The following is a 20,740-nucleotide window of genomic DNA, read 5'->3' as shown; positions in this document are numbered from 1 at the left end:
CAGGCTCGGCAGGTCGCGCTTCTTGCGCGCGGCTGCCACCTCATCGGCCTTCACGGCCAGGATCTTTTCCAGGATGTCGGACTTGGCTGACATGGGGGCTCACTTGAATTGCTGGGTGGCGCGCACGAACTGGTCGAGCTTCTCGCGAGCGGCGCCACTGGCGATGGCTTCGCGCGCGCGGCGGATACCATCCTCGATCGAACTGGCCACATTGGCCGCGTAGAGCGCGGTGCCGGCGTTCAGCGACACGATTTCGCGCGGGGTGCCGGGCACATCGCCCAGCGCTTCCAGCAGCATTTCCTTCGACTCGACGGCGTCTGCCACCTTCAGCCCGCGGTTCGAGATCATCGACAGGCCGAAGTCTTCAGGATGGATCTCGTACTCGCGCACTTCGCCGTCCTTGAGTTCGCCCACCAGCGTTGCCGCGCCGAGCGATACCTCGTCCATGCCGTCCTTGCCATAGACCACGATCGCATGTTGCGCGCCCAGGCGCTGCATCACGCGCACCTGGATGCCGACCAGGTCCGGATGGAACACGCCCATCAGGATGTTCGGCGCATCGGCGGGATTGGTCAGGGGGCCGAGAATGTTGAAGATGGTGCGCACGCCCATTTCCTTGCGGATCGGCGCCACGTTCTTCATGGCCGGATGATGGGTCGGGGCGAACATGAAGCCGATGCCGGTCTGCTCGATGCACTGGCCTACCTGCTCCGGCGTCAGCATGATGTTCACGCCCAGCGCCTCGAGCACGTCGGCGCTGCCGGACTTCGACGACACGCCACGGTTGCCATGCTTGGCGATCTTCGCGCCAGCGGCAGCGGCGACGAACATCGACGCGGTGGAAATGTTGAACGTGTGCGAACCGTCGCCGCCGGTGCCGACGATATCCACGAAGTTCTCGCGGTCCTTGACGATCACGTGATTGGCGAACTCGCGCATCACCTGTGCCGCTGCGGAGATCTCGCCGATCGTCTCCTTCTTGACGCGCAGGCCGGTCAGGATGGCGGCGGCCATCACGGGGGACATCTGCCCCTGCATGATCTGCCGCATCAGGTGCAGCATTTCGTCGTGAAAGATCTCGCGGTGCTCGATGCAGCGCGTCAGTGCTTCCTGCGGCGTGATGGACATGGCGGATTCTTGGGCAGAGTGTGCGGCGAAAGCGGAAAAATCTGTGCGCCTCATCGTGGCGCCTTGATGAAGTTGGCCAGCAGCGCATGGCCGTGTTCGGACAGGATCGATTCCGGATGGAACTGCACACCCTCGACGGCCAGCGTCTTGTGGCGCACACCCATGATCTCGCCGTCCGGCGTCCAGGCGGTGACAGCCAGGCAATCGGGCAGCGTTTCGCGCTCGATGGCCAGCGAATGATAGCGCGTCACGTCGAAGTGTTTGGGCAGCCCGGCGAAGACGCCTTCCTGCGTGGTCTCGATCGTGCTGACCTTGCCGTGCATCACCTGCTTGGCGCGGATCACCTTGCCGCCGAACGCCTCGCCGATGGCCTGGTGGCCCAGGCACACGCCCAGCAGCGGAATCTTGCCCGCGAAGTGTTGCAGCACGGGCACCGAGATGCCGGCCTCGTGCGGGCTGCACGGCCCCGGCGACACGCAGATATGGTCGGGCTTGAGCGCTTCGATTTCCTCGATCGTGATCTCGTCGTTGCGGAAGGTCCGCACATCGGCGCCTAGTTCGCCGAAATACTGCACCAGGTTGTAGGTGAACGAGTCGTAGTTGTCGATCATCAGCAGCATGTTCGTTTCTCCTGTTCCTGGGCTCAGAGGTCGGCGTCCAGACCGTCCTGGACCTGTTCGGCGGCGCGGATCACGGCGCGTGCCTTCGCTTCGGTTTCCCTCCATTCGGCTTCGGGGTCCGAATCCGCCACGATGCCGGCCGCGGCCTGCACATAGAGATTGCCGTCCTTGATCACACCGGTGCGGATGGCAATGGCCAGATCCATCTCGCCACCGAACGACAGGTAGCCCACGGCGCCGCCGTAGATGCCGCGCTTGCGCGGTTCCAGTTCATCGATGATTTCCATCGCGCGCACCTTCGGCGCGCCGGACAGTGTGCCGGCCGGGAACGTGGCGCGCAGCACGTCGAGGTTGCTGATGCCGTCGCGCAGCGTGCCTTCCACGGAACTGACAATGTGCTGCACGTGCGAGTACTTCTCGATCACCATCTTGTCGGTGACCTTGACCGAACCCGTTTCCGCGATGCGGCCGATGTCGTTGCGAGCCAGGTCGATCAGCATCACGTGCTCGGCGATCTCCTTCGGATCGTTGAGCAGTTCCGTGGCCAGTTGGGCATCGCGCTCGGGGGTGCTGCCGCGCGGGCGGGTGCCGGCCAGCGGGCGGATCGTGACGATGCGGGCATTCTGCGTGTCGCCGTTGGCCTGGGCGCCGCCGACCTTTCGGGTCTCCTGGCGCACCAGGATTTCGGGCGAGGCGCCCACCACCTGGAAATCGCCGAAGTTGTAGAAGTACATGTACGGCGACGGATTCAGCGAACGCAGCGCGCGGTAGAGCGACAGCGGCGAGTCCCGATACGGCTTCATCAGGCGCTGGCCCACCTGCACCTGCATCATGTCGCCGGCCATGATGTATTCCTTGGCCTTGTGCACGGCGGCCAGGTAGTCGGGCTTGGCGAATTCGCGATAGACCTCGGTCAGCACGGAGGGGCTCGTCACCGGCACATCCACGGGTTGGCGCAGCTTCATGCGCAGTTCGCGCAGGCGCTGGCGGGCGCGGGAATAGGCTTCCGGCGTGGTCGGGTCGGCGTAGACGATCAGGTAGAGCTTGCCGGACAGATTGTCGATGACCGCCAGTTCCTCGCACAGCAGCAACTGGATATCGGGCAGGCCGAGGTCGTCCGGCATCTGGGTGTCGGCCAGCTTCTTTTCGATATAGCGGACCGCGTCATAGCCGAAGTAGCCGGCCAGACCACCGCAGAAGCGCGGCAATCCGGGGCGCAGTGCCACCTTGAAGCGGCTTTCGAACTCGGCGATGAAATCGAGCGGGTTGCCTTCGTGCGTCTCCACGACCTTGCCGTCGGTGACCACTTCGGCACGGTGCCCGTAGGCGCGCAGCAGCGTGCGGGCATGCAGGCCGATGAAGGAGTAGCGGCCGAAACGCTCGCCCCCGACCACCGATTCCAGCAGGAATGTGTTCACGCCACGCGTTTGCGACTGGGCCAGCTTCAGGTACAGCGACAGCGGGGTTTCCAGGTCGGCCAGCGCCTCGGCGATGATGGGAATGCGGTTGTATCCCTGGTCGGCCAGCGATTTGAATTCCAGTTCGGTCATGTCGATCCTCTTCTTGCGGCGCCCGCCACGATGGTCGGGTTCAGGCGGCGCCGCGTGTGTCGTCGGCAGGGGGAGGGCTGGAGAAGTTGCGGCAACCCGCCCCGGGAGCGGACCGTGTAGCACACGCGTTTGACGCACGCGCGCACACGGCCGAAGGCGTGGCGTGCGGCGCGTTCATGAGCTAACCGTAGCACACAGGCATCTGGGCTACGGCGCTGGCGGAAGGATCTGCCGGAGACGTCGGTCGACAGTGAATCTGGACCGGGCCGGCGGAGCTTGGGGGGTGACTGCGGCGGACTTAATAAGTCCCGATGTATCCCCGCAAGCCCGTCAGGAAACTCGCGAACGCACTTTACGCCTGTTCAAAGGCGCGCCAGCGACGCCAGGGCCAAGCCTGCCGATCACTGCCAAGAAAGTTGCGTTTGCGGTTGAGGAACATTGAATGGTGTTCAGCCGGGTTTAGCGGTGTGTTGCCCGATGTGCGGCAAGAAGCGCAGCCACGCGGGCAATGTCGGGGACTATACCATCGGCGTCGACGTCTTGTACAGGATTGCCATGGTTGTAGCCATATGGCATCAAGAGCACTCCCATGCCCGCCGCACGAGCCGCCCGCGCATCATTTTCGGAGTCGCCGATGGCCAGCACGGCCTCCGGATCGACCCGGAATGCCTCGGCCACCTTGAGCAGTGGATACGGATCGGGTTTGCGCAGGGCGAACGCGTCGCCGCCGTAGACCAGATCGAAATACTGGGCCAGGCCGGTACGGGCCAGCAGCGGCTCGGTGAAGTTCCACGGCTTGTTGGTCACGCAGGCCATGCGCAGGCCCATCGCCTTGAGCGCCGTCAGGCCCTCGCGGACATTCGGGTAGACGTTCGAAAACTGGCCGTTGATCCGCACGTACTCGCGGTCGTACAGCGCGTAGGCATCAGCGAACAGCCCGTTCGCGTGCAGCGGCGAGAAACGCGCGTCCAGCACGCGGCGGATCAGGTTCTCCGAACCCTTGCCGACGAAGCTGACAATGTCCTCCTGGGACATCGGCTCGACCGGGCCCAGGTTGGGATGCTTGTGCGCCAGGGCCAGCAGCATCGCGTTGACGGCGGCGTGAAAATCGCCAGCGGTGTCGACCATGGTGCCATCGAGGTCGACGATCACCGCCCGGATGGCGTGCCAGTCCGTGCGGCGCAGTATTTCGAGACTCATGCGCGTGACTTCCCTGCCTGATTACTTGCCAACCGTGGCCAATTCGGCCCGCAGCGCGCCGATGACGCCCTTGTAGCCGCCGTCGGCGTCCGGCTTGCCGAATACGGCGGAGCCCGCCACGAACGTATCCGCGCCAGCCGCGGCGATCTCGGCGATGTTGTCCACCTTCACGCCACCGTCCACCTCCAGCAGGATCTGGCGGCCCGTGCGCGCGGTGTACGCGTCGATGCGCTGGCGCACGGCGCGCAGCTTGTTCAGCGTCTCGGGAATGAAAGACTGGCCGCCGAAGCCCGGGTTCACGGACATCAGCAGGATCACGTCCAGGCGGTCCATCACGTGGTCCAGGTAGTGCAGCGACGTGGCCGGGTTGAACACCAGGCCGGCCTGGCAGCCGTTGTCGCGGATCAGCGCGAGCGAGCGGTCGATATGGTCGCTGGCCTCGGGGTGGAATGTGATGATGTTGGCGCCGGCGCGGGCAAAGTCCGGGATGATGCGATCCACCGGACGTACCATCAGGTGCACGTCGATCGGGGCGGTGACGTGCGGGCGGATCGCCTCGCAGACCAGCGGCCCCACGGTCAGGTTGGGCACGTAGTGGTTGTCCATCACATCGAAATGGATCCAGTCAGCGCCGGCTTCGGTGACGCGGCGCACTTCCTCGCCCAGGCGGGCAAAGTCGGCGGACAGGATGGATGGGGCAATGCGGAAGGTGGGGCTGCTCATGATATTCGGGCGGGCTGAAGGCGGAATGGGCGGTATTTTACGCCGGTCGGGCCCCCGGAGTCGGGACGAACGCCTGGCCGGGCCGCTTGCCCCTGCCATGGCCTTGCCGCACAATGCGCAACACCCGGCCGCCGCGCGGCCTGCCGACCCTTCTTACCACGTCGATACATGAGCGAGTACGCATTTTCCGTGGCCGTGCGCACGCAGTACATGCCGGACCAATCGGACCCAGACCGTGGACGCTACGCGTTCGCCTACACCATCACGATCCACAACACCGGCGAAGTCGCCGCGCAGCTGATCTCGCGCCACTGGATCATCACCGACAGCGACAACTCGACGCAGGAAGTCTCGGGCCTGGGCGTGGTCGGCCATCAGCCGCTGCTCAAGCCGGGCGAGCACTTCGAGTATTCGAGCTGGGCGACGATCTCCACCCCGGTGGGATCGATGAAGGGCGATTATTTCTGCGTGGCCGAAGACGGCCACCGTTTCGAGGTGCCGATTCCCGAATTCGCGCTGGTGCTGCCCCGAATGCTGCACTGAACCGCCGCACGGCGGGAACTAGGCCTCGGGCGGCGTGTCTGCATCCGTCGAGGTCTGCTTGGCGCGGGACGGATGGTCCTCCGGCGCGCGCGTGGGGCGCGGATTCTTCTTGGCGGTGCTCATCGTCCAGACCACGATGAAGATCAGCAACAGCAGCGCCACGCCGGCTTCGGCGGCAAGTAGCAGGGTAGGGTGGTTTTCGAAGAACTGGCTCATCGCGAAGGGGTCAGTCGACGGATCGGGTTGAGATTGTAGGACATGCGCGGGGTTGTGGACTGTCTGACCGCCGGCCGTGTCCGCGAAGAATGGACAAGATGGCAAATCAGTATTCCCTGCGCGCGCCCCGCGCGTCGTCGAGCAACACTTCCTGGCGCGGCTGGCTTGCCTTGACGGGCGCTGCCGCGCTACTGGCCGGCTGCATGAGCGGTCCGCCCCCGCGTATCGAAGGTCCGGGCGGCGTCCCGGGCGGGAAGGCACCTGCGACCTCCTCCGCGGCAGGCCGGTTGCAACCGGCAAGCTGGGCGGAAATCGGTGGCTGGAGTCAGGACGACGTGCGTGCCGCCTGGCCCGCGCTGCTGGCGAGCTGCCAGGCGCTGAAAAAGCGCGCCGACTGGAACCGCGTCTGCGCCGTTGGCCTGATGGTGGACGCCGGCGATCTCGTGGCGATGCGCGCATACTTCGAAACCAACTTCCTGCCATACCGCGTGGTCAACGTCGATGGGACGGACAACGGGTTGATCACCGGGTACTACGAACCGATCCTGCACGGCTCCCGCACGCGTCAGGGTGCGTATCAGGTCCCGCTCTATCGCCGGCCGCCGCAACTCGGCAAGGGCATGTTGCCGCCGCGCGCCGAACTGCTGCAGAACCCGGCGATGCGTGGCAGCGAACTGGCCTGGGTGGATGATCCGGTCGAAGCCGCGTTCCTGCAGATCCAGGGCTCCGGCCGCATCCGCATGGCCGATGGCACGATGATGCGTGTCGGCTACGGCGGTACCAATGACCAGCCGTTCCGCTCTTTCGGCAAATGGCTGCTCGACCGTGGCGAGATCACGCCGGCGCAGGCCACGATGCAGGGCATCAAGGCATGGGCGCGTGCCAACCCGGGACGCGTGGACGAAATGCTCAACGTCAATCCGCGCTTTGTGTTCTTCCGCGAATTGCCGCCGACCAACGAAGGACCGGTAGGCGCGCTGGGCGTGCCGCTAACGGCGGAACGCTCGATAGCAGTTGATCCCGCAACCATCCCGCTTGGCGTGCCGGTTTTCCTGTCGACCACACGGCCACTTTCCTCTGAACCGATTCAACGTCTGATGTTCGCGCAGGACACGGGCTCCGCCATCAAGGGTGGCGTGCGCGCGGACTTCTTCTGGGGCGCCGGCGACGCCGCGGGCGAGGCCGCCGGCCGCATGAAGCAGGGCGGCAGGATGTGGGTCCTGATGCCGCGCAGCTGACGTCATGTTACCGGCGGGCTACATACAGCAATGCCCGCCGTTCGAGTTAGTTCCCTGACACGTAGCAGGGTTATTCTCCTGCCCCGTTCCCCGCGTTGACTCGTGTCAATCGCGATGCAGTTCTTCTTCCCCATGATTGGAACATCTGTCGCGCGCCGCGCTCCACGCACGGTGCCGCAGCACAGCATTCCCCACTCGCTAATGAAAAATCATGAAAGCGAAATCATGGATGTTCCCCGCACTGGCGGCCATGCCGCTCTTCTTCTGGAGTGCGCACGGTAGCGCCCAGACGGCGCCGACTCAGAATCCCGAGCCGAAGCTGACTGCGGAAGAATTCAACCACGCCAGGCAGATCTATTTCGAACGGTGCGCAGGCTGCCATGGCGTGCTGCGCAAGGGCGCTACGGGCAAACCGCTGACACCCGACATCACGCGTGCCCGTGGCACCGAATACCTGAAGACGTTCATCAAGTACGGCAGTCCGGCCGGTATGCCCAACTGGGGCACCTCGGGCGATCTCACCGATCCCGAGGTCGACCTGATGGCGCGCTACATCCAGCTCGATCCTCCGACACCGCCGGAATTCTCGCTGGCCGACATCGAAAAATCGCGCAAGGACATCGTGCCCGTGGCCAAGCGGCCAACGCGCAAGATGAACAACTACAACCTGCAGAACCTGTTCTCGGTCACGCTGCGTGATTCCGGTGAGGTCGCGCTGATCGACGGCGACAGCAAGCAGATCATCAATATCGTCAAGACCGGCTACGCGGTGCACATCTCGCGCATGTCGGCGTCCGGGCGCTACCTGTACGTGATCGGCCGCGATGCGCGTCTGAACCTGATCGACCTGTGGCTGCCCAAGCCCGACAACGTCGCGGAAGTAAAGATCGGCCTCGAAGCGCGTTCGGTGGAAACCTCGAAGTACAAAGGCTACGAAGACAAGTACGCCGTGGCCGGCTCGTACTGGCCGCCGCAGTACGTGATCATGGAAGGTGACACGCTCAAGCCGCTGAAGGTAGTGTCCACACGCGGCATGACCGTCGACAACGAGTACCACCCCGAGCCGCGTGTCGCATCGATCGTTGCCAGCCATTTCCGTCCCGAGTTCGTCATCAACGCGAAGGAAACCGGCAAGATCCTGATGGTGGATTATTCGGATCTGAAGAACCTGAAGACCACCACGATCGATTCCGCCAAGTTCCTTCACGACGGTGGTTTCGACTCCACGGGTCGCTACTTCCTGGTGGCCGCGAACGCATCGAACAAGATCGCTGTCGTGGATACCAAGGAAGACAAGCTGGCCGCGCTGGTCGATGTCGGCAAGACCCCGCACCCGGGACGTGGCGCCAACTTCATGCATCCGAAGTTCGGTCCGGTCTGGGCCACGAGCCATCTCGGCGACGAAACCATCAGCCTGATCGGCACCGACCCTATCAACCACAAGGCGCAGGCCTGGAAGGTGGTGGAAACGCTCAAGGGTCAGGGCGGTGGCTCGCTGTTCATCAAGACCAATCCGAAGTCGCACAACCTGTGGGTGGATACGCCGCTCAATCCCGACGCGAAGCTGAACCAGAGCGTGGCGGTGTTCGATACGCAGAAGCTGGAAGACGGCTACAAGGTGCTGCCGATCGCCGAATGGGCGAACCTGAAGGGCGAAGGCGCGAAGCGTGTGGTGCAGGCCGAGTACAACCAGGCCGGTGATGAAGTCTGGTTCTCGGTCTGGGGTACCAAGGATGGCGAGTCCGCGCTGGTCGTGGTCGATGACAAGACCCGCAAGCTCAAGGCCGTGATCAAGGACCCGCGTCTGATTACCCCGACGGGCAAGTTCAACGCGCACAACACACAACACGACGTCTATTGATCAGCGGAAGGAGAATTCGCATGCATACGTCTACAGTTATCGCCGCCGTGGCACTTGCTGCCGCGCTGCCGGTTACCGCGTTTGCCAGCCAGGAACTTGCCACAAGCAAGAACTGCATGGCTTGCCACAGCGTCGACAAGAAGCTGGTCGGCCCCGCCTACAAGGACATCGCCGCGAAGTACAAAGGTGACAAGGCGGCTGCTGCGCAGCTTTCTCAAAGCATCCTGAAGGGAAGTAGCGGAAAGTGGGGCCCGATCCCGATGCCGCCCAATCAGGTCAGCGAGGCGGAAGCCAACACGTTGGCCAAGTGGGTGCTAAGCCTCTGATCCATGTTCCGACTCTCCCGCTTCATGGAGGCGCTGCGCGACGGGGGGTCGGTCCCCCCGCCGCGCCGTGCCAGTGGTCCCGTGGTGATCTGGAATCTGGTGCGGCGCTGCAATCTCAACTGCAAGCACTGTTATTCCACATCTGCCGATACGGATTTCAAGGGCGAGCTGTCGACCGGCGAAGTCATGGCCGTGCTCGACCAGCTCAAGGCGGCGCGCGTGCCCGCGCTGATCCTGTCCGGTGGCGAACCGCTGTTGCGGCCGGACCTGTACGAGATCGCCGCGCGTGCGCGCGAACTTGGATTTCATCTCTCCCTGTCGTCGAATGGTACGTTGCTCGACGCGGCACACGCTGCGCGGCTCGCTGCGGCAGGGTTCGACTATGTCGGCGTGAGCCTGGATGGCATCGAAGCCACACACGATCGCTTCCGCCGCATGAATGGCGCCTTTACCCAGGCGATAGCCGGGCTGCGCATCGCGCGCGACGCCGGCCTGCGCGTGGGTGTGCGCATGACGCTGACCGAGGCCAACGCGGCCGAGCTGCCTTCCGTGGTGGCCCTGGCCGAAGCCGAAGGCATCGACAAGTTCTATCTGTCCCACTTCAACTACGCCGGGCGAGGCCGCAGCCATCGCGACGACGACGCGCGCCACGCGGGTACACGCGCGGCGGTCGAGTGGTTGTTCGAGCATGTCTGGGCACGCGCGCAGCAGGGTAGCGCCGGGGACTTCGTCACGGGCAACAACGATGCCGATGGCGTGTTCCTGTTGTACTGGATTGCGCGCCAATGGCCCGAGCGCGTTGCAGACATGCGCGAGCGACTGGTCAACTGGGGCGGCAATGCCACGGGTGTCGGCGTGGCCAATATCGACAACCTCGGCAATGTCCACCCGGACACGATGTGGTGGCAACTCTCCCTTGGCAACGTGCGCGAGCGCCCGTTCGGCGAGATCTGGGCCGACCGCAGCCATCCGCTGATGCGTGGCCTGGCCGCCAGGCCGAGACCGTTGCAGGGCCGATGCGCGACCTGCCTGCATCGTGACATCTGCAACGGCAACACGCGCGCACGGGCCTACGCGGTCAGCGGCAATCCGTGGGCGCAGGACCCAGGCTGCTATCTCTCAGAAGCGGAGATCAGTGCGCAGCCCAATCTGGAGACAATGACATGAAGCACGCGATTCTCTGGACGTGCATGTTTGCTTCATTCGCCGCCAGCGCGGAGACGACTATCGATCCCGCCAGCATCTACAGCAGTCACTGTGCGGCGTGCCATGGCGCCGATCGTCTGGGCGGCATGGGCCCGGCGCTGTTGCCGGAAAGCCTGGAGCGGCTGCGGCCCGACGACTTGCTCGACGTGCTGCGCAACGGTCGTCCGGCCACGCAGATGCAAGGCTTCTCCAAAGAACTCGGAGATGCCACGATCAAGCAGATGGCAACCTGGCTGCGCTCCGCACCCGCGGCCACGCCGCGCTGGGAGCAGGCGGACATCGAGGCATCGCGCATCGTCTATCACGCACCCGGCACGCTGCCGGACCGGCCCGTTTTCAGCGCAGATCCTTCCAACCTGTTTCTGGTCGTCGAGGCCGGGACGCATCACGTCAGCGTGCTCGACGGCGACAAACTCGAACCGATTCACCGATTCACCACCCGGTTCGCGCTGCACGGCGGGCCGAAGTTCAGCAGCGACGGACGCTATGTGTACATGGCGAGCCGCGATGGCTGGGTCAGCAAGTACGACCTCTGGAACCTGAAGCTCGTGGCCGAGATCCGCGCCGGCATGAATACGCGCAATCTAGCGGTCAGTGAAGATGGCGAGTGGGTGATGGTCGGCAATACGTTGCCCCAGACGCTGGTGCTGCTGCGCGCGTCGGACCTGTCGCTGCAGCGCATCTATCCGGTTACGGGCGCGGGTGGCAAGTCCTCGCGCGTTTCAGCCGTTTACGACGCCGCGCCGCGAGGGTCGTTCATCGTCGCGCTGCGCGATATTCCCGAGGTCTGGGAGATCCCATACACCGGCAAGAAGACGTTCGAGCCACGCGTGATCGAACTCACGGACGTGCTCGACGACTTCTTCTTCGATCAGCCGTATCGCCACATTCTTGGCGCCTCGCGCACGGCCACGGGTCAGGTGATCGATCTCGACGCGGGCCGGAAGGTGGCAGACCTCGCGCTGACCGGCATGCCACATCTTGGCAGCGGTATTACGTGGAAGCGCAACGGCCGCGAAGTCATGGCATCCCCGAACCTGAAGCAGGGCGCGATCAGCGTGATCGACATGCAGTCCTGGAAGACCGTGGCGACGATCCCGACCAATGGGCCGGGCTTCTTCCTGCGTAGCCACGAAGCCACGCCATACGCATGGGCCGACGCGATGATGAGTCCGAAGCGCGACACATTGCAGGTGATCGACAAGCAGACACTCGCCATCGTTGGCAGTGTCACGCCGTCTCCGGGACGCACCGCGGCGCACGTGGAGTTCACCCGTGATGGTCGATATGCGCTGGTCAGCCTGATGGAAGCCGATGGGGCGATCGTCGTCTACGACGCCAGGACGCTGAAGGAAGTCAAGCGACTGCCGATGGACAAGCCGATCGGCAAGTACAACGTATTCAACAAGACTACGCGCTCGTCTGGCACGAGCCATTGAGGAGTACCAACATGCAAACGACCGGAAAGGTCTGGCTGGTTGGGGTGGGCCCGGGCGATCCGGAACTCGCCACCATGAAGGCAGTCAGGGCGCTGCGTGAAGCGGATGTCTGGCTAGTGGACGATCTCGTGCCAGAGGCCATGCTGTGCTATGCGAACGCTGGGACGCAAATTATCTCCGTCGGCAAGCGTGGCGGCCGCTGTTCGGTGAGTCAGTCCAGCATTCACGAGCAGGCGCTCGAGCACGCGCTGGCCGGCCGGTGTGTGGCGCGTGTCAAGGGCGGCGACCCATTGTTGTTCGGTCGCGGCGGCGAGGAAGCCGAGTTCCTGCGTGGGCACGGCATCGAAGTGGAAATCGTCAACGGCATCAGCAGCGGCATGGCGGCTGCGCAGGCGCTTGGCATTGCGCTGACCCATCGTCAGCATTGCCACGGTGTGACCTTCGTTACCGCGCATACGCGTGATGACGGCGATCCCGATTGGGCCGCATTGGTCGGCAGCCGGACGACGCTCGTCATCTACATGGGGATGAGCCGTCTTGCCGCCATTCGCGACGCCTTGCTGCAAGCGGGTATGCGGTCGGAAATGCCGGTTGCGGTGGTGATGCATGCTAGCCGTGGGGATGAGAAGCGTTGGGTTGGCAGCCTGGCCACACTGACCGAGGCTGCGGATGCCGGGCTTGCCAGCCCGGCGGTCATTCTGGTTGGGGAAGTTGTTGATATCCCCAACCCTGCTTCATTGACGGACCAGCACGCCTTCGGCGACCTTGCCGCTGGGCTGCCGTCCAAACAGCCCGAGCACGACCTGCAGCGAGAACGACAGCGCACCAACCAGGAAGACCACATCACCGAAGGTACGCATCCAGCGTAGCGTTTGCAGGAGTGGCTGCTGCATGAAGGCCTCGCTCCGTGCATACCACAGGCCTTCACTTGCACTGGCGATGAACTGGATGATACCCACCGGCAACAGGCTGGTGGCGATCATCAGAACCAGACCACCATTCATTCCCCAGAACGCAATCGACATCAGGCGCGGGTTCAGCGTGTAGTTGGGCCTGACATAGCGCAGTACCAGCAGCGTGAAGCCAAGCGCCAGGAAGCCGTAGACCCCGAACAGTGCAGCGTGTGCGTGCACGGCGGTGGCATTGAGACCTTGCACGAAGTACAGCGTGATCGGCGGGTTGATCATGAAGCCGAACACACCGGCGCCCAGCATGTTCCAGAACGCCACAGCGGTGAAGAACATCAGCGGCCAGCGCAGATTGACCATCCAGGGCGCGCGTTCCTTCAGGCGCCAGTTTTCCCATGCCTCATGACCGAGCACGATCAGCGGCACGACTTCCAGCGCGCTGAAGCTCGCGCCGACGGCCATCACAGGCGTTGTGGTGCCAGCGAAGTAGAGATGGTGGAACGTACCAGGGATACCGCCGAGCATGAACAACGAGGCCGACGCGAGGCTGGCCGTCGTGGCCATCGGACGCGATACCAGGCCCAGCGTGGAGAAGATGAATGCCAGTGCGGTGGTGGCGAACACTTCGAAGAAGCCTTCCACCCACAGATGGACGACCCACCAGCGCCAGTATTCCATCACCGACAGGCTGGTGCGCTCGCCGTAGAACAGGCCGGCGCCGTAGAACAGGCCGATGGCCACCACCGACGACGTCAGCAGCGCCAGCAGGTTCTTGTCACCGCCGCGCGCGCGCAGGGCGGGGGCAATGCCGCGCATCATCAGCACGAGCCAGATCACGATGCCAGCGAACTTGCCGATCTGCCAGAGTCGGCCCAGATCCACATACTCATAGCCTTGATGGCCGAGCCAGAAGTTCAGGTTGGGCGGCATCTTCTGCGCGATCGCAAGGTAGTTGCCGGCAAAGGAGCCGACCACCACGACCACCAGCGCCCAGAACAGGATGTCGACACCGAGCTTCTGATACTTCGGGTCCTTCCCACCGTTGATCAGCGGCGCCAGGAACAGGCCGGCAGCCAGGAAGCCGGTGGCGATCCAGAACAGCGCGCTCTGGATGTGCCAGGTGCGCGTCAGCGTGTACGGGAACCACTGCGAAACATCGATGCCGTAGAACTTCTGCCCTTCCACCGTGTAGTGCGCGGTGAAGCCGCCGATCAGCACCTGGAAGGCGAACAGCGCCACCACCAGGAACAGGTACTTGCCGAGCGCGCGTTGCGAAGGCGTCAGGGCGAAGGTGGTCAGCGGGTCGCGTGCCGGTGCGGCAGGCAGGGGTTCTTCCTTGCCACGCAGGAAGGCCCAGGCCCATACCAGCAGACCCACGCCGGCCAGCAGGATCACCACGCTCGCGATCGACCAGACGATGTTCTCCGCAGTGGGATGGTTGTCGATCAGCGGCTCGTGCGGCCAGTTGTTGGTGTAGGTGGCGGTGTGCCCTGGACGATCGGTGGAGGCTGCCCAGGCGGTCCAGAAGAAGAAGTTGGTCAGGCGAGCGCGTCGCTCCGCCGAAGGCAGCGGGTTTTCCTTCATCGCGAAGCTCTCCCGGCTCTTGTGCAGCTCGGGCGCATCGGAGAACAGGCGGCTGTAGTAATCGGCCGTCTTGGCAATCGCCTTCGCGCGGCGGTCGGACACGGTCAGCGCCTGGCTGGCCGGGTCGAACTGGTTGCTGCGGTACTCGGACTTGAGTTGCGCGCGCAGGGCGGCCTGCGCGGGCGCGTCCAGCGCGGCGTAATCCTTGCCGTACTGGTCACGCGCGGCCAGGTCGAGCCATGCGGTCAGTTCGCGGTGCAGCCAGTCGGCCGTCCAATCCGGCGCCTGGTAGGCACCGTGGCCCCAGATGGAGCCAAGCTGCATACCACCGACGGATTGCCATGCGGTTTGGCCGTCAAGGATTTCGTCACCGGTGAAAAGCGTGGCGCCGTCCGAGGTGACGACCTTGGCCGGAACGGGCGGCGCCTGCCGATAGACCTCGGCACCGTAGTAACCGAGTAAGGAAAAGGTGACCGCCAGCACGGCGATCAACAAGAACCATAGTTTCTTGTAGGGGCCCACGATGAATTGCTCCTTCTTGATGTCGCAATGAATACCGCTTCATCTATGCGATTCGCGTGCCTGATAAGAGTCCTAAAAGATTCAACGGGTTGGCGTTGGGCGCGGTAATATTCACCGTGGCCGTTTAGGGTGTTTTTGACTATCTAGGGTTGTTTTGACCATGATCAGCGATGTGCTTCTTGCGGACCTTTGCGCCGACTTTCCCCAGGCCGTGCGTCTGCAGCGCCTGGTAGGGTGCTTGCGTTCGCATTTCCACTGCGGAGCGGTGGCGATCCTGCGCCTGGAAGAGGACCACCTGCGTCCGATCGCGGTGGATGGCCTCGTGCGCGATGCACTGGGACGGCGGTTCTCCGTGGGCCTTCATCCCCGGCTTGCGGCGATCCTGGCGCGGCGCGGCGTCACATGCTTCCACCATGACAGTGCGTTGCCCGATCCGTACGACGGGTTGATCGACGAGCACGTGGGTGAGCCGCTGCCCGTCCACGACTGCATGGGCATCAGCCTCCAGAGCGAAGGCAAGCCGTGGGGCGTGGTGACGCTGGATGCCCTGGAAGTCGGGACGTTTACCGCATCGGCCCAGGCGGAACTGGGCCAGCTGACGGCGCTGATCGAGGCATCGATCCGCACCTCGAGGCTGGAGGGCGAGATCCGCGCGCTACGCATGGGCCGTGCGGTGGGCGCCGCCGGGGAGACGGTGCGCGACGACGGCGAGGTCATCGGCGAAATCATCGGAGAGAGCGAGGCAATCGCGCAGCTCATGCACGAGATCGGCGTGGTGGCGGATTCTGAACTGCCGGTGCTGCTGCTCGGCGAGACCGGCGTTGGCAAGGAGTTGTTCGCGCACCGGCTGCACCGGCTGTCACGCCGCCGGGACCGCCCACTGATTCACGTGAACTGCGCCGCACTGCCTGAATCCCTGGCCGAAAGCGAACTGTTCGGCCATGTGCGCGGCGCCTTCACGGGTGCGACGGGCGAGCGCCCTGGGCGCTTCGAGGCCGCCGACGGTGGCACGCTGTTCCTTGACGAGGTGGGGGAGCTGCCGCTGGCCATCCAGGCCAAGCTGCTCCGCACGCTGCAGAACGGCGAGATCCAGCGCCTGGGATCCGATCGGCCGCGCCGCGTAGACGTGCGCGTGATCGCGGCGACCAACCGCAACCTGCGCGAGCATGTGCGCGACGGCTCGTTCCGCGCCGACCTGTATCACCGGCTCTCGGTCTATCCCATTCCGATTCCGCCGCTGCGCGAACGCGGCAATGACGTGCTGCTGCTGGCGGGACGATTCCTGGAACTCAACCGGGCGCGGCTGGGCCTGCGCAGCCTGCGCCTGTCCGTCGCGGCGCAGGATGCGCTACGCCGATACACGTGGCCGGGCAACGTGCGCGAGCTGGAGCATGTGATCAGCCGGGCCGCGCTGAAGCTGCTCAGCCGGGGCGCCAGCCGCAAGGACATCATTACGCTCGACACCGATTTGCTGGATCTGGATGGGGTTGTCGCGCCAGCCGATGCCGCCGCCGATGCGGCGCCGTTTATGTCGGCGCCGGCCACCAGCTTGCGCGAGGCGGTGGAGGCCTGCCAGAGCCGGTGCATCGAGCAGGCCCTGGAGGCCCAGTGCGGGAATTGGGCCCAGGCCGCGCGGCAGCTTGGCATGGATGCCAGCAATCTGCACAAGCTGGCCCGCCGGCTCGGCGTCAAGCGCGACGAGCCGGGCGGCAGCAAGAGTGCGGCAAGAACGCGCTAGGACGCTCAGGCGCGGCAGTACCTTAGCGCGGACGAAGGTCGACGATGCGCCGGGCCTTGCCGACGGAGCGCTCGACACCGCCTTCGGCAAGGATCTCGATGCCCGCCGTCACGCCGATATAGGACTTGATGTCGTGCGCGAGCTGCGATTCGGCCTGCCGCGCGGTGGCCGGGTCTGCCCCATGCGCACACTCCACGCGCACGATCAGCGTATCGAGCGGGCCATCCTTGTTCAGCACGCATTGGTAGTGAGGCGCGAGTTCCGCGTGCTTGAGGATCAGTTCCTCGATTTGCGACGGGAATACGTTCACGCCACGCACGATCATCATGTCGTCGGTGCGGCCGGTGATCTTCTCCATCCGACGGAATGCGGCACGCGCGCTGCCCGGCATCAGGCGCGTAAGGTCGCGGGTGCGATAGCGGATGACCGGCATCGCTTCCTTCGTCAGCGAGGTGAAGACTAGTTCGCCGAACTCGCCGTCCGGCAGGACTTCGCCCGTATCGGGGTCGATGATCTCGGGGTAGAAGTGATCTTCCCAGATCGTCGGGCCGTCCTTGGTCTCGGCACATTCATTGGCGACGCCCGGGCCCATCACTTCGGACAAGCCGTAGATATCGACCGCCGAGATGCCCATCCGCTTCTCGATCGCCAAGCGCATTTCGGGCGTCCACGGCTCCGCGCCGAAGATGCCGATCTTCAGCGATGTGGAGGCCGGGTCAACACCCTGGCGCTCGAGCTCGTCGGCGATCGCCAGCATGTAGCTCGGCGTCACCATGATGACCTCGGGCTTGAAGTCCTGGATCAGTTGCACCTGCCGCTCGGTCTGGCCACCGCCGAAGGGAATGGCAGTGAGGCCTGCCTTCTCCACGCCGTAATGCGCGCCGAGTCCACCGGTGAACAGGCCATAGCCGTAGCTGATGTGCACCTTGTCGCCGCGCCGGGCGCCCGAGGCGCGGATCGAACGTGCCATGACCGTGGCCCAGGTGTCGATGTCGCCAAGGGTGTAGCCCACCACCGTGGGTTTGCCGGTGGTGCCCGACGAGGCATGGATGCGCGCGATCTTGTCCTGCGGCACCGCGAACATGCCGAACGGGTAGTTATCGCGCAGGTCCTTCTTGGTCGTGAACGGAAAGCGGGCCAGATCGGCCAGCGATCGCACTTGGTCGGGATGCACGCCAGCCTCGTCGAACTTGCGCCGGTACACCGGCGAATGGTCATAGGCGTGGCGGAGGGACCATCTCAGACGATCGAGCTGCAGGGCCTGGAGCTCCTGTCGGCTGGCGGTCTCGATCGGCTCCAGGGGCAGATCGGTCAGGCGCGTAATCATGAATGTCTCCGTTTTCGGATCGGTGGCGCTACGTTGGCGCTGGCTTCTGCTTGTTTCCCGCGGTCTTGCTGCGTGGCTGTCTTTCCGCGCGTGTCAGGACTCCGCGGGTGGCACCACGTGCCCCTTGATCTGGGCCGACTTGCCACGGAACATTGCCACGGGTTCGCCGGCGCGGTTGGTCACGCGGATGTCGTAGATGCCATGGCGGCCGGACAGGACCTGCTCGACCGCTTCGGCTGTCAGTACATCGCCGCCATGCACCGGGCGCAGGAATTCGATCGAGCAGCCCGACGCCACCGTATTGATGTTGTGGCTGTTGCAGGCGAATGCGAACGTCGAATCGGCCAGAGTGAACATCAGTCCACCGTGGCAGATGCCATGGCCGTTCAGGAACTCGGGGCGGATCGGCATCGATATGCGGGCATAGCCGGGGCGGACCGCTTCCAGGACCATGCCGAGCCAGCGGCTGCAGGCATCGGACTCGTACATGGCGTGGGCGGCCGCTTCGGCAAGCGCTTGAGGATCTTGCGTCAAGCGGGTCTCCTTTGGCGTTGGCGGGAATGCTGTCAGGCGCCGGTGAATCGGGGCGCGCGTTTTTCGAGGAAGGCGTTCACGCCCTCGTTGTAGTCGTGCGATTGGCCAAGCTCGCGCTGCAGGTCGCGCTCCAGATCGAGTTGGGCGTCGTAGGTGTTGGTCGCGCTGGCGTGTATGGCTTGCTTGATCGCCGCCAGGGCGCGCGTGGGCTGCGCGGACAGATGCGTGGCCAGCGCCATGGCCTGCTCGGCCAGCAGTGGGTCGTCCATCACTTCCCAGACCAGACCCCATTTCTCGGCCTCTTCGGCGCTGAGCTTGTCGCCCGTCATGGCCAGGCCAAGCGCGCGGGCCATGCCTACCCGCTTGGGCAGCAGCCACGTGCCGCCCGAGTCGGGCAACAGTCCGATCTTCACGAAGGCTTGGATGAAGCTGGCCGACCGGGCCGCGAGCACGATGTCGCAGGCGAAGGCCAGGTTCGCCCCCGCGCCCGCTGCCGTGCCGTTTACGGCGGCGATGACCGGCAGGGGCAGTGCTTGCAGGCGTCGCACGAGCGGGTTGAACCACGCATTGATGAGTTCACCAAGGTCGGTGGCATGGCCGGGGGTGAAATCGAGGTCGGCCAGATCCTGCCCGGCGCAGAAGCCACGCCCCGAACCGGTCAGCAATAGCGCGCGGGCACCGCCTGTCTCGACATGGTCGAGCGCGGTGACCAGTGCCCGATGCATGTCGCGTGTGAAGCTGTTGAGCTTGTCGGGGCGGTTGAGCGTGACGACGGCCACATCACCCTGCCAGTGCAGCAGGATCGGGCCGGAATCGAGGCTTGCGCGCGCAGTTGCCTGCGCTTGGGATGGGGGCATGGTTGTCTCCTGCGCCATATTGTTCTCCTGGTTGGTAGTGGATCTGATGCCACGATGCGATGCACGGCCATTGTAGTGAGGACGCGATCGCTTTAAATTAACCGACCAGTCGGTCGGCAAATAGTAGACGGGATGGTGGCAGGGCGCAAGAGGCTGGTGTGCTTGACCAGCTGGGCGCAAGCACGCCAGTATCGTCCCCGCTGACACTCGACAAATAGAACCCAACCGCATTGCAAGGAGCAGACATGTCGTACGAGAACATCCTGGTGGAGACGCGAGGCCGCGTTGGTCTGGTGACGCTGAACCGGCCCAAGGCGCTCAATGCGCTCAATGACGCGCTGATGGACGAACTGGGCGCGGCGCTGACGGCATTCGACCAGGACGAGGCAATCGGCTGCATCGTCATCACGGGGAGCGAGCGCGCCTTCGCCGCAGGGGCGGATATCAGCATGATGGCGAAGTACTCCTATATGGATGTCTACAAGGGCGACTACATCACCCGTAACTGGGAGACGATCCGGCGCATCCGCAAACCGGTGATCGCCGCCGTGGCCGGCTATGCGCTGGGCGGTGGTTGCGAACTGGCGATGATGTGCGACATCGTGATTGCCGCCGACAGCGCGAAGTTCGGCCAGCCGGAGGTGAAGCTCGGCACGATGCCCGGCGCCGGCGGCACGCAACGACTGCCGCGTGCCGTCTCCAAGGCCAAGGCGATGGACATGTGCCTGACCGCACGCATGATGGATGTAACCGAGGCCGAGCGCGCCGGGCTGGTTTCCCGGATCGTCCCGGCGGACAAGCTGGTGGACGAAGCCGTGGCCGCGGCCGAGACCATCGCCGGTTACTCGCTGCCGGTTGTCATGATGATCAAGGAGTCGGTGAACGCTGCCTATGAGACGACTCTGAATGAAGGGGTCCACTTCGAGCGCCGCCTGTTCCACTCGACCTTCGCCACCGAGGACCAGAAGGAGGGTATGGCAGCGTTTGTGGAGAAACGTACACCCAATTTCCAGAATCGGTGACCTTGGACTAGGGAATACCCGAGGATAATCAAGGGTTATTAAATGGGCCGGAAAGTTATTTCCGGCCCATTTTTTCTTTACGATCAATGACTTGCCGAGTGCAGGCCGAATTCTTGATCACGGTAACGTGACATTGGTGTTGCAAAGCCCGGTGAACCGGCCTAATATTCGCTCCCTCGCAACACGAAACGCACTGCA

General features: G+C 64.2%; 18 protein-coding genes and 2 pseudogenes. 9 read left to right on the top strand and 11 right to left on the bottom strand.

Annotated elements, in window-relative coordinates:
* From trpC to rpe, 6 genes and pseudogenes are all read right to left on the bottom strand, one after another.
* Positions 1–93 (bottom strand): annotated as a pseudogene (gene trpC / locus D769_RS31890) (indole-3-glycerol-phosphate synthase TrpC); the annotation flags it as partial.
* 6 nt (positions 94–99) lie between these two features.
* A complete protein-coding gene (trpD, locus tag D769_RS17585; RefSeq protein WP_008647589.1) occupies positions 100–1,128 on the bottom strand; it encodes an anthranilate phosphoribosyltransferase in 1,029 nt (342 codons plus the stop codon).
* Between the two features lie 50 nt (positions 1,129–1,178).
* Entirely contained in the window at positions 1,179–1,748 is a 570-nt protein-coding gene (locus D769_RS17580; protein WP_008647587.1) for an aminodeoxychorismate/anthranilate synthase component II, read from the bottom strand.
* 23 nt (positions 1,749–1,771) lie between these two features.
* The gene (gene trpE / locus D769_RS17575; protein WP_008647586.1) at positions 1,772–3,298 is read right to left on the bottom strand and encodes an anthranilate synthase component I; all 1,527 of its coding nucleotides are present in this window, start codon (positions 3,296–3,298) and stop codon (positions 1,772–1,774) included.
* 459 nt (positions 3,299–3,757) lie between these two features.
* Positions 3,758–4,498, bottom strand: a complete 741-nt coding sequence (gene gph, locus D769_RS17570) for a phosphoglycolate phosphatase (RefSeq protein WP_008647585.1) — start codon at positions 4,496–4,498, stop codon at positions 3,758–3,760.
* A gap of 21 nt (positions 4,499–4,519) precedes the next feature.
* On the bottom strand, positions 4,520–5,221 hold the full coding sequence (gene rpe / locus D769_RS17565) for a ribulose-phosphate 3-epimerase (protein WP_008647584.1): 702 nt from the start codon (positions 5,219–5,221) through the stop codon (positions 4,520–4,522).
* Between the two features lie 168 nt (positions 5,222–5,389).
* Here rpe and apaG point away from each other — a divergent pair, with 168 nt between their 5' ends.
* Positions 5,390–5,764, top strand: a complete 375-nt coding sequence (apaG, locus tag D769_RS17560; protein ID WP_008647582.1) for a Co2+/Mg2+ efflux protein ApaG — start codon at positions 5,390–5,392, stop codon at positions 5,762–5,764.
* 18 nt (positions 5,765–5,782) lie between these two features.
* Here apaG and D769_RS17555 read toward each other — a convergent pair whose 3' ends face one another.
* Positions 5,783–5,980: a hypothetical protein gene (locus tag D769_RS17555; protein ID WP_008647581.1), complete on the bottom strand. Its 198-nt coding sequence runs from the start codon at positions 5,978–5,980 to the stop codon at positions 5,783–5,785.
* A gap of 98 nt (positions 5,981–6,078) precedes the next feature.
* On the opposite strand from D769_RS17555, the gene D769_RS17550 reads away from it, so the two are divergent.
* The 6 genes and pseudogenes from D769_RS17550 to cobA all read left to right on the top strand — a co-directional run.
* Positions 6,079–7,218 carry an MltA domain-containing protein gene (locus D769_RS17550; RefSeq protein WP_193750052.1) on the top strand — a complete coding sequence of 380 codons (1,140 nt, stop codon included), beginning with the start codon at positions 6,079–6,081 and terminating at the stop codon, positions 7,216–7,218.
* Positions 7,219–7,429: 211 nt separating this feature from the next.
* Complete coding sequence (locus D769_RS17545; protein WP_040011103.1) at positions 7,430–9,079, top strand: nitrite reductase; 1,650 nt, start codon at positions 7,430–7,432, stop codon at positions 9,077–9,079.
* Positions 9,080–9,099: 20 nt separating this feature from the next.
* Positions 9,100–9,405: a c-type cytochrome gene (locus D769_RS17540; protein WP_008647576.1), complete on the top strand. Its 306-nt coding sequence runs from the start codon at positions 9,100–9,102 to the stop codon at positions 9,403–9,405.
* 3 nt (positions 9,406–9,408) lie between these two features.
* Positions 9,409–10,572, top strand: coding sequence for a heme d1 biosynthesis radical SAM protein NirJ (gene nirJ, locus D769_RS17535; protein ID WP_008647575.1), 1,164 nt, complete (start codon positions 9,409–9,411; stop codon positions 10,570–10,572).
* Complete coding sequence (locus tag D769_RS17530; protein ID WP_008647574.1) at positions 10,569–12,050, top strand: nitrite reductase; 1,482 nt, start codon at positions 10,569–10,571, stop codon at positions 12,048–12,050. Before nirJ ends, D769_RS17530 begins: the two co-directional genes overlap by 4 nt.
* An 11-nt stretch (positions 12,051–12,061) precedes the next feature.
* Positions 12,062–12,766 (top strand): annotated as a pseudogene (cobA, locus tag D769_RS31175) (uroporphyrinogen-III C-methyltransferase); the annotation flags it as partial.
* A gap of 18 nt (positions 12,767–12,784) precedes the next feature.
* Here cobA and D769_RS17520 read toward each other — a convergent pair.
* Complete coding sequence (locus D769_RS17520; protein WP_008647570.1) at positions 12,785–15,064, bottom strand: nitric-oxide reductase large subunit; 2,280 nt, start codon at positions 15,062–15,064, stop codon at positions 12,785–12,787.
* A 160-nt stretch (positions 15,065–15,224) separates the two neighbouring features.
* On the opposite strand from D769_RS17520, the gene norR reads away from it, so the two are divergent.
* A complete protein-coding gene (gene norR, locus D769_RS17515) occupies positions 15,225–16,802 on the top strand; it encodes a nitric oxide reductase transcriptional regulator NorR (RefSeq protein ID WP_008647564.1) in 1,578 nt (525 codons plus the stop codon).
* A 22-nt stretch (positions 16,803–16,824) separates the two neighbouring features.
* Here norR and paaK read toward each other — a convergent pair whose 3' ends face one another.
* The 3 genes from paaK to paaG form a co-directional block, all read right to left on the bottom strand.
* The gene (gene paaK / locus D769_RS17510) at positions 16,825–18,129 is read right to left on the bottom strand and encodes a phenylacetate--CoA ligase PaaK (protein ID WP_008647562.1); all 1,305 of its coding nucleotides are present in this window, start codon (positions 18,127–18,129) and stop codon (positions 16,825–16,827) included.
* A gap of 93 nt (positions 18,130–18,222) precedes the next feature.
* On the bottom strand, positions 18,223–18,663 hold the full coding sequence (gene paaI, locus D769_RS17505) for a hydroxyphenylacetyl-CoA thioesterase PaaI (protein WP_008647561.1): 441 nt from the start codon (positions 18,661–18,663) through the stop codon (positions 18,223–18,225).
* A gap of 32 nt (positions 18,664–18,695) precedes the next feature.
* Positions 18,696–19,538 (bottom strand): 2-(1,2-epoxy-1,2-dihydrophenyl)acetyl-CoA isomerase PaaG, encoded by an 843-nt coding sequence (gene paaG, locus D769_RS17500; protein WP_008647559.1) that lies wholly within the window; start codon positions 19,536–19,538, stop codon positions 18,696–18,698.
* Positions 19,539–19,765: 227 nt separating this feature from the next.
* Here paaG and D769_RS17495 point away from each other — a divergent pair, with 227 nt between their 5' ends.
* On the top strand, positions 19,766–20,542 hold the full coding sequence (locus D769_RS17495) for an enoyl-CoA hydratase (protein WP_008647558.1): 777 nt from the start codon (positions 19,766–19,768) through the stop codon (positions 20,540–20,542).
* Positions 20,543–20,740 lie beyond the last annotated feature (198 nt).

The organism is Cupriavidus sp. HMR-1, assembly GCF_000319775.1.
GTDB lineage: Bacteria > Pseudomonadota > Gammaproteobacteria > Burkholderiales > Burkholderiaceae > Cupriavidus > Cupriavidus metallidurans.
Note: the sequence above shows the minus strand (reverse complement) of the source record. Positions and strands in the feature narration are given on the sequence as shown.